The 8,297-nt window shown below is 56.7% G+C and carries 9 protein-coding genes and 1 riboswitch; of the genes, 3 read left to right on the top strand and 6 right to left on the bottom strand.

Going from position 1 to position 8,297, the window contains the following annotated elements; translation table 11 throughout:
• The first annotated feature begins 156 nt into the window (after nucleotides 1-156).
• Both purH and purD read left to right on the top strand, forming a co-directional pair.
• Nucleotides 157-1,746 (top strand): bifunctional phosphoribosylaminoimidazolecarboxamide formyltransferase/IMP cyclohydrolase, encoded by a 1,590-nt coding sequence (purH, locus tag LRM19_RS20710; protein WP_111966118.1) that lies wholly within the window; start codon nucleotides 157-159, stop codon nucleotides 1,744-1,746.
• Nucleotides 1,747-1,761: 15 nt separating this feature from the next.
• Entirely contained in the window at nucleotides 1,762-3,054 is a 1,293-nt protein-coding gene (purD, locus tag LRM19_RS20705; protein WP_271369730.1) for a phosphoribosylamine--glycine ligase, read from the top strand.
• Between the two features lie 58 nt (nucleotides 3,055-3,112).
• Here the strand turns inward: purD and LRM19_RS20700 are convergent, their stop codons facing one another.
• The 6 genes from LRM19_RS20700 to nudC all read right to left on the bottom strand — a co-directional run bounded on the left by LRM19_RS20700 (nucleotide 3,113) and on the right by nudC (nucleotide 7,465).
• Nucleotides 3,113-3,805 carry a DUF1481 domain-containing protein gene (locus tag LRM19_RS20700; protein ID WP_127732714.1) on the bottom strand — a complete coding sequence of 231 codons (693 nt, stop codon included), beginning with the start codon at nucleotides 3,803-3,805 and terminating at the stop codon, nucleotides 3,113-3,115.
• A gap of 11 nt (nucleotides 3,806-3,816) precedes the next feature.
• The gene (gene hupA, locus LRM19_RS20695; protein ID WP_002445246.1) at nucleotides 3,817-4,089 is read right to left on the bottom strand and encodes a nucleoid-associated protein HU-alpha; all 273 of its coding nucleotides are present in this window, start codon (nucleotides 4,087-4,089) and stop codon (nucleotides 3,817-3,819) included.
• A 186-nt stretch (nucleotides 4,090-4,275) separates the two neighbouring features.
• Nucleotides 4,276-4,866, bottom strand: a complete 591-nt coding sequence (locus LRM19_RS20690; RefSeq protein ID WP_008503468.1) for a YjaG family protein — start codon at nucleotides 4,864-4,866, stop codon at nucleotides 4,276-4,278.
• 41 nt (nucleotides 4,867-4,907) lie between these two features.
• Nucleotides 4,908-5,579: a deoxyribonuclease V gene (gene nfi / locus LRM19_RS20685; protein WP_023309979.1), complete on the bottom strand. Its 672-nt coding sequence runs from the start codon at nucleotides 5,577-5,579 to the stop codon at nucleotides 4,908-4,910.
• A gap of 9 nt (nucleotides 5,580-5,588) precedes the next feature.
• Entirely contained in the window at nucleotides 5,589-6,653 is a 1,065-nt protein-coding gene (gene hemE / locus LRM19_RS20680) for a uroporphyrinogen decarboxylase (protein ID WP_024908252.1), read from the bottom strand.
• 38 nt (nucleotides 6,654-6,691) lie between these two features.
• Complete coding sequence (gene nudC, locus LRM19_RS20675) at nucleotides 6,692-7,465, bottom strand: NAD(+) diphosphatase (protein WP_115877038.1); 774 nt, start codon at nucleotides 7,463-7,465, stop codon at nucleotides 6,692-6,694.
• A 95-nt stretch (nucleotides 7,466-7,560) separates the two neighbouring features.
• Between nudC and rsd the strand changes: the two genes are divergently transcribed.
• Nucleotides 7,561-8,058 carry a sigma D regulator gene (gene rsd / locus LRM19_RS20670; RefSeq protein ID WP_115877037.1) on the top strand — a complete coding sequence of 166 codons (498 nt, stop codon included), beginning with the start codon at nucleotides 7,561-7,563 and terminating at the stop codon, nucleotides 8,056-8,058.
• 54 nt (nucleotides 8,059-8,112) lie between these two features.
• Nucleotides 8,113-8,221: riboswitch (TPP riboswitch) on the top strand.
• Nucleotides 8,222-8,297: the final 76 nt, after the last annotated feature.

The following is an 8,297-nucleotide window of genomic DNA, read 5'->3' as shown; positions in this document are numbered from 1 at the left end:
GCGATGCGAAAAAGTGAAAATGTGCGAGCGTTGCGCAAACGTTTTCGTTAAAATGCTCGCGCTTAACAAGGATGCCTCGTCAGGTGTGTTAGATGAGTTTTTCGCAGGAAAATTCATCTAACGCTCTCTGTAATCGTGAAATCCAGGGGATTTACCATGCAACAACGTCGTCCAGTCCGCCGCGCTCTGCTCAGTGTTTCTGATAAAGCCGGTATCGTCGAATTCGCTCAGGCACTTTCTGCACGCGGTGTAGAACTGCTTTCTACAGGCGGTACCGCTCGTCTGTTAGCAGATAAAGGTCTGCCGGTAACCGAAGTGTCCGATTACACCGGTTTCCCGGAAATGATGGATGGACGCGTCAAAACCCTGCACCCGAAAGTGCACGGCGGTATTCTTGGCCGTCGCGGTCAGGACGACGCTATTATGGAACAGCATGATATCGCCCCAATCGACATGGTTGTCGTTAACCTCTACCCGTTTGCCCAGACCGTTGCCCGCGAAGGCTGTTCTCTGGAAGATGCCGTAGAGAATATTGATATCGGCGGCCCAACCATGGTGCGCTCAGCAGCCAAGAACCATAAAGATGTGGCTATCGTGGTGAAGAGCAGCGATTACGAGACCATTATTAATGAGATGGATGCCAACGAAGGGTCACTGACTCTGGATACCCGTTTCGACCTCGCCATTAAAGCTTTCGAGCACACCGCGGCGTATGACAGCATGATCGCCAACTACTTCGGTAGCCTGGTGCCGGCTTACCACGGTGAAAGCAAAGATCCTTCTGGCCGCTTCCCGCGTACCCTGAATCTGAACTTCATTAAGAAACAAGATATGCGTTACGGTGAGAACAGCCACCAGCAGGCTGCCTTCTATATAGAAGAAGAGGTAAAAGAAGCCTCTGTTGCGACCGCTCAGCAGGTTCAGGGCAAAGCGCTCTCCTATAACAACATTGCCGACACCGACGCGGCGCTGGAATGCGTGAAAGAGTTCAGCGAGCCGGCCTGCGTTATCGTCAAGCACGCCAACCCATGCGGCGTGGCGGTAAGCACCTCTATTCTGGATGCCTACGATCGCGCCTACAAAACCGACCCGACCTCCGCGTTCGGCGGCATTATCGCCTTCAACCGCGAACTGGATGCTGAAACCGCACAGGCCATTATCTCCCGCCAGTTTGTCGAAGTGATTATCGCGCCATCGGCCTCCGAAGAAGCGCTGAAAATCACCGCGGCAAAACAGAACGTGCGCGTACTGATTTGCGGCCAGTGGGCAGAACGCGTGCCGGGCCTGGACTTCAAACGCGTAAACGGCGGCCTGCTGGTTCAGGACCGCGATCTGGGCATGGTGACAGAAGCCGACCTGCGCGTGGTGACCAAACGCCAGCCGACCGAACAGGAACTGCGTGACGCGCTGTTCTGCTGGAAGGTCGCGAAGTTCGTGAAATCCAACGCCATCGTCTACGCGAAAGAGAACATGACCATCGGGATAGGCGCAGGCCAGATGAGCCGCGTTTACTCTGCGAAAATCGCGGGTATTAAAGCAGGTGACGAAGGTCTGGAAGTCAAAGGCTCCGCCATGGCCTCTGACGCCTTCTTCCCGTTCCGTGACGGTATCGACGCCGCAGCCGCTGTGGGCATCACCTGCGTGATCCAGCCAGGCGGTTCAATCCGCGACGACGAAGTGATTGCCGCTGCCGACGAACACGGCATCGCGATGATCTTCACCGACATGCGCCACTTCCGCCATTAATTTCCGGAGCTGAAAATGAAAGTATTAGTGATTGGTAACGGCGGGCGCGAGCACGCGCTGGCGTGGAAAGCGGCGCAGTCTCCGCTGGTGAAAACGGTCTTCGTGGCACCGGGCAACGCCGGTACCGCACTGGAACCCGCGCTGCAGAACGTGGCTATCGGCGTGACCGACATTCCGGCGCTGCTGAGTTTTGCCCAGAGCGAGAAAATCGACCTGACCATCGTCGGCCCGGAAGCGCCGCTGGTGATTGGCGTCGTTGACGCATTCCGTGCAGCGGGCCTGACAATCTTCGGCCCAACGGAAGGCGCCGCGCAGCTGGAAGGCTCCAAAGCCTTCACCAAAGATTTCCTCGCGCGTCATAACATCCCGACGGCGGAATATCAGAATTTCACTGAAGTGGAGCCTGCTCTGGCCTACTTACGTGAGAAGGGCGCGCCGATTGTTATCAAGGCCGACGGTCTGGCCGCCGGTAAAGGCGTGATCGTCGCGATGACTCTCGACGAAGCCGAAGCCGCAGTTCAGGATATGCTGGCGGGCAATGCTTTCGGTGATGCGGGCCACCGCATCGTGATCGAAGAGTTCCTCGACGGTGAAGAAGCAAGCTTCATCGTGATGGTAGACGGCGAGCACGTTCTGCCGATGGCCACCAGCCAGGACCACAAGCGTGTGGGCAATGGCGATACCGGCCCGAATACCGGTGGAATGGGCGCTTACTCCCCCGCTCCGGTAGTGACTGACGAAGTTCACCAGCGCACCATGGATCGCATCATCTGGCCTACCGTGAAGGGAATGGCGGCAGAAGGGAATACCTACACCGGTTTCCTTTACGCAGGTCTGATGATCGACAAGCAGGGTAACCCTAAGGTCATCGAATTCAACTGCCGCTTTGGCGATCCGGAAACGCAGCCAATCATGCTGCGCATGAAATCCGATCTGGTGGATCTGTGCCTGGCAGCCTGCGATGGCAAGCTGGACGAGAAAACCTCCGAGTGGGACGAGCGTGCGTCTCTCGGCGTGGTGATTGCTGCGGGTGGTTATCCGGGCAACTACAGCACCGGTGATGAAATCCACGGCCTGCCGCTGGAAGAGATTGAAGGTGCGAAGGTGTTCCACGCGGGTACGAAGCTGGATGGCGACGATCGCGTCCTCACCAACGGCGGCCGCGTACTGTGTGCAACCGCGCTGGGCCATACCGTGGCAGAAGCGCAGAAACGCGCCTATGCGCTGATGGCAGATATTCACTGGAACGGTAGCTTTAGCCGTCAGGATATCGGCTATCGCGCGATTGCGCGCGAGCAGGGGAAGTAACGGAACCGTCTGTTCCCCCTCACCCTGACCCTCTCCCTCAAGGGAGAGGGGATTTACCTCAGAAACTCTTCTCCGTCGGCTGCCAGGTGCAGAAGTCTTCGTTCGCCACCAGCAGCAGCTGAGAGCCTTCCGGCGCCTCAAGCCACGCCACACTCACTTCCATTGATGAATGACGCTGACGGCGTTGAATGTGTTCGGTTGCCCAGGATTCGAGCTCAGGCTTGACCGTCTGCCCTTCGCAGGTTGTCACCGACCCATCGGCATGCCAGCGCCCCTGGCGCAGCACGACGCGTCCCAGACGAAGCGCATCGCTGGTCTGGCGGATTTGTTCGGCACGGTAACGGTAGAGGGCAATTTGATCGCTGGAAAGCTGCTGTTTTTGACCGCTGACTTCGCGCTGCATAAAGCTTAGCTCGCCATGGTCGTCAAAACGCACTTTCACGTGTTCGGGGGTCTTGCTGTAGACGTTCAGCTCAATCAGCGACAGGTCATCTCCCTGCCAGCGATACTCCGCCGTCGACGTATTGCCGCTATGCCACGGGCTGAAGGCAGAAAGCAGATGCACTTCGCCGCCGGAATCTTTACGCCAGATCCTGACCGCGCCCTGGTTGTCCGCGTAGCCGCTGGCGGTAAACGGCGGCAGGGAGGTGTCGTGGCTACAGGCTGACAGCAGCAGCATGCCTGCCAGCGCGAGCGTTCCGCGCCAGAAAGACAAAAGGGGCGTTGCCGCCCCTTCGCTAAAACTGTTCACTGCCACGCGTCTTACTTAACAGCGTCTTTCAGTGCTTTACCAGAAACAAATGCCGGCACGTTAGCTGCGGCGATTTTGATTTCTTTACCGGTCTGCGGGTTGCGGCCAGTACGCTCAGCGCGGTGGTTCACTTTGAAGGTACCGAAACCAACCAGTTGTACAGCATCACCTTCTTTCAGAGACTCAGTAATAGCAGCCAGGGTAGATTCCAGAGCAGCTTTAGCCTGCACTTTAGACAGATCAGCCTTGTCCGCAATTACATCAATCAGTTGAGTCTTGTTCATAAGTTATCCTTTCAATGTGTTTATCGCTTGCTAAGCATCGAGTGCGACGAAAATGCCAAAAAAGCACTCTCCTGCATACACGCACCGATAGCCACTTTTTTTCGCCCCCCAAATGTAGACCAGACAAGGGGCGAAAGGGAAGAGTCGAGGAGCGACAAAACGGGCGTTATCTCAAGATTTATTGTCTCATTGGTTAAAAATTATACCAATATTGCTCTCGCCAGCCTCTCGTAAGTCAGCGCGCAGCCCTTTTATCAGCTCAATATCGCGTTCTTCACACTCTGCTAACAGGCGGAAAATTTCCCACTGAATGTCCCATTCTTGCTCAACCGCCGGGTTCGCACGCAGCTCTTCGTCGGTCATTTCCCGACCTTCCTGGGTCATTTCCAGCATCGCGACGGTCGTAATAGATGCCTTACTGACTTCAATAGCGTGCTCCAGCGTTTCACCGCTCAGACGGGAGTGAAGCAGTTCGCTTAACGCCACGCAGGCATCAATTGCCGGGTAGACGCCGTACAGGTCAAAATCATCCGCCACCGGGATCGCCTCTTCCAGCTTTTCGAGCTGAGAGTCGAAATTCACCTTCGCGTCTTTCACCGTCAGCGTTTCCCAGATCAGATCCAGAATGCGACGGTAGATATGGCCATCACCAAAGCCCGTCTGCTTGCAGAACGCGGCATAGTTGGGATACATGCGCTCGCACAGGCAAGCCATGAAGGTGACGTGCTGCCAGCTTTCCAGCTTTTCAAGGCGCAGGTGAATCGGGTTTTGTAGCATGATGATCTCTCGAATCGATAATTAGGCGCAGTTTACCTGAATCATCGCTGAATTTCCTGCCAACGAACAAAAGCCGGACGCGAAGACGCCACGGCGTCTGCCCAGCGCGTCGGCTCCGGCAAGCGGTAGCCCTTCATACAGCGCTGCACCCACGCCAGGGCACTGTCCATGCTCACCCGGTGCCCGGTGGCGATAAAGAGCGGGTTACAGCGCGCCTTGCTGCGCCAGACCCACGCCAGCTGCTCACCTTTATGGATAAGCGGCGCCAGCGCGCCCGGCTCGGCAGAAAGAGGTTCAAACGCGCCGCACAGGCGTTTCTTGGCAACGCCAATGGTCGGCACATCCACCAGCAGCCCAAAGTGGCTGGCAACGCCTAAACGGCGCGGGTGTGAAATACCGTGTCCATCGACAAACAGCAGGTCAGGTTTTTGCGAGAGCTGCTCCCACGCTGCCAGCAGCGCGGGATATTCGCGAAAGGAGAGAAAGCCCGGAATGTACGGCATGGTGGTCGCGATACGCGCTACCTTGTACTCCACCAGCTCAAGCGACGGGTACTTCAGTACCACCATCGCCGCTCGCGTCACTTCCCCACCCTGCTCAAATCCGACATCTGCTCCTCCAATGTACTGCGGAGGATCCTTATCCAGACGATCCTCGCGGATCACCGATGAGGCTAGTTCGATTTGCTGAGCGCGTAGCGACGCGAGATCCATAACCACTCCTTACTTGTGATACTGGGCAGAAAGCCGATGCACCGCCTCCACAAATACGCCTGCGTGTTCTGGCGGCACATCCTGATGAATGCCGTGGCCGAGGTTAAAGACGTGGCCTTCCCCCTGGCCGAAACCAGACAGTATAGTCGAGACTTCTTCTTCAATGCGGGCTGGCGGCGCATAGAGCATGGACGGGTCCATATTGCCCTGCAGCGCCACTTTGTCGCCCACGCGACGGCGCGCATCGGCAATATCGGTGGTCCAGTCAAGCCCCAGCGCGTCGCAGCCGGTTGCCGCCATCGCTTCCAGCCACTGGCCGCCACCTTTGGTGAACAGCGTCACCGGCACGCGACGGCCTTCGTTTTCACGCAGCAGGCCGTCAACGATTTTATGCATGTAGTACAGGGAGAACTGCTGATAATCGCGCCCGGTCAGCACGCCGCCCCAGGTGTCGAAAATCATCACCGACTGCGCACCCGCCTTAATCTGCGCGTTGAGGTAGAGCGTGACGCTCTTCGCCAGCTTGTCGAGCAGCGCATGCAGGGCCAGCGGCTCGGCGTACATCATCTTTTTAATCAGGGTGAAGGCTTTGCTGCTACCCCCTTCCACCATGTAGGTCGCCAGCGTCCAGGGGCTGCCGGAGAAACCAATCAGCGGCACTTCGCCTTTCAGCTCGCGGCGAATGGTGCGCACGGCATTCATCACGTAGCCCAGCTCGCCTTCCGGATCGGGGATCGGCAGCTTGTCCACGTCGGCTTTGCTTTTGATTGGGGAGGTGAAACGCGGACCTTCACCGGTTTCGAAGTACAGGCCAAGGCCCATCGCATCCGGAATGGTCAGAATATCCGAGAAGAGGATCGCCGCATCCAGCGGGAAGCGGCGCAGCGGCTGGAGCGTCACTTCACAGGCCAGCTCGGCGTTTTTGCAAAGCGACATAAAATCGCCCGCCTGCGCGCGCGTGGCTTTGTACTCTGGCAGATAGCGTCCCGCCTGGCGCATCATCCACACCGGGGTGACATCAACGGGCTGGCGCAGCAGCGCACGCAGATAACGATCGTTCTTCAGTTCGGTCATTTTTGCAGTTCCTTAAGCGTCATGGCCTCAGTGTAACACTACTCATACTCGGCCCGACACATCGCCACGGTATCTTCTATCAGCCGACGCGCCACGGTACCCGGCGGTGGTAACAGCGGTAAATCGTCGTAGCGATACCAGTTCGCATCCAGCAGCTCTTTCCGATCGATAACGATCTCGCCGCTGTCATATTCGGCCATAAAGGCCGTCATCAGCGACTGCGGGAACGGCCACGGCTGGGAGGTGACGTAGCGCAGGTTCTTCACTTTGATGCCGCTCTCCTCCATTACCTCGCGCGCCACCGCCTGCTCCAGCGTTTCGCCCACCTCGACGAAGCCGGCCAGCACGGTGTGTACGCCGTTGCGATGACGTGTATGCTGCGCCAGCAGAATGGAATCATCCCGGCGGATAGCGACGATAATGCACGGCGCAATCTGCGGATAGTAGCGCTCGCGGCAGTGGCTGCAGAGCATCGCCCACTCGGTTTTGCTCGGGTGCATGGTATGACCGCAGTAGCCGCAGTATTTGTGCGAGCGATAAAACTCCGCCAACTGCACGCCGCGCCCCGCCAGCTGGAACAGGCCCACGTCCAGATCCAACACCTGGCGAACGGATCCCATATCCTGACGACGCGCTTGCTGGATCAACCACACAGGCTCACCCTGCCACTCGCCGATCTCTAGCGCAGGCTGGCCCACGAGATCGAACGTTTCCGCCGCACCGTAGGGCAGTTCTCCACCGGGCAACCATAATTTTTGTTCGTGGCTGACGATCCACCAACCCAGATCTGATTTTTCAATAATACGATCCATATCTATTGCACTACCTTCGCTTCACTGACATGTTGTTAGCATTGTGGTTACATTCTGGATGAGCAGATTCAATCCTACACTTTGCGGAGTCGACCATGTTAAACCAGCTAGAAAGCCTGACTGAGCGCGTTAGAGGAAGTAACAAACTGGTGGATCGCTGGCTGCATGTGCGCAAGCATCTACTCGTGGCTTATTACAATCTGGTCGGCATTAAGCCTGGCAAAGAATCGTTTATGCGGCTGAACGAAAAAGCGCTGGATGATTTTTGTCAGGGCCTGGTCGACTATCTGTCCGACGGCCATTTCAATATTTATGAACGCATTATCCGCGAAATGGAAGGGACAACGCCGTATTTAGCGGCCAGCAAGCTCTATCCGCTGCTGGAAGCCAATACCCAGCAGATCATGGATTACTATGATTCCGCGCTCGAGAATGCCATCGATCACGATAACTATCTTGAGTTCCAGAAAGCGCTATCCGACCTCGGCGAAGCGCTGGAGGAGCGATTCACGCTGGAAGATAAGCTGATCTCTCTCGCCCTGGACAATGATTTGAACATCAGTAACGAAGAGAACGTCGCGCGCCCTGCTTGAGTTCTTAATCGTTAACGAGTAATTTACAACCATTCGCCCCTCTCACGAGGGGGATTTTTCTTGTCGGAGTGCCCAGAGCGAAAGCCGGGCTGAGACCGTTAATTCGGGATCCGCGGAACCTGATCAGGCTAATACCTGCGAAGGGAACAAGAGTCACACTGCTGTTGTATCGCCCCCCGGGCGATCCTCTCTTGCTTCATCCGTCGTCTGACAAGCCATGTCCTTCACTTTTGGAATGA

Source organism: Enterobacter sp. PI-10 (assembly GCF_027947695.1).
In the GTDB taxonomy this organism is placed as follows: domain Bacteria; phylum Pseudomonadota; class Gammaproteobacteria; order Enterobacterales; family Enterobacteriaceae; genus Enterobacter; species Enterobacter vonholyi.
Note: the sequence above shows the minus strand (reverse complement) of the source record. Positions and strands in the feature narration are given on the sequence as shown.

What these genes read in the sequence shown, in the direction of transcription:
- nfi (WP_023309979.1), bottom strand. Translation starts at nt 5,579, where the DNA reads ATGGATCTCGCGTCGCTACGCGCTCAGCAAATCGAACTAGCCTCATCG.
- hemE (WP_024908252.1), bottom strand. Translation starts at nt 6,653, where the DNA reads ATGACCGAACTGAAGAACGATCGTTATCTGCGTGCGCTGCTGCGCCAG.
- LRM19_RS20690 (WP_008503468.1), bottom strand. Translation starts at nt 4,866, where the DNA reads ATGCTACAAAACCCGATTCACCTGCGCCTTGAAAAGCTGGAAAGCTGG.
- purH (WP_111966118.1), top strand. Translation starts at nt 157, where the DNA reads ATGCAACAACGTCGTCCAGTCCGCCGCGCTCTGCTCAGTGTTTCTGAT.
- rsd (WP_115877037.1), top strand. Translation starts at nt 7,561, where the DNA reads ATGTTAAACCAGCTAGAAAGCCTGACTGAGCGCGTTAGAGGAAGTAAC.
- nudC (WP_115877038.1), bottom strand. Translation starts at nt 7,465, where the DNA reads ATGGATCGTATTATTGAAAAATCAGATCTGGGTTGGTGGATCGTCAGC.
- hupA (WP_002445246.1), bottom strand. Translation starts at nt 4,089, where the DNA reads ATGAACAAGACTCAACTGATTGATGTAATTGCGGACAAGGCTGATCTG.
- purD (WP_271369730.1), top strand. Translation starts at nt 1,762, where the DNA reads ATGAAAGTATTAGTGATTGGTAACGGCGGGCGCGAGCACGCGCTGGCG.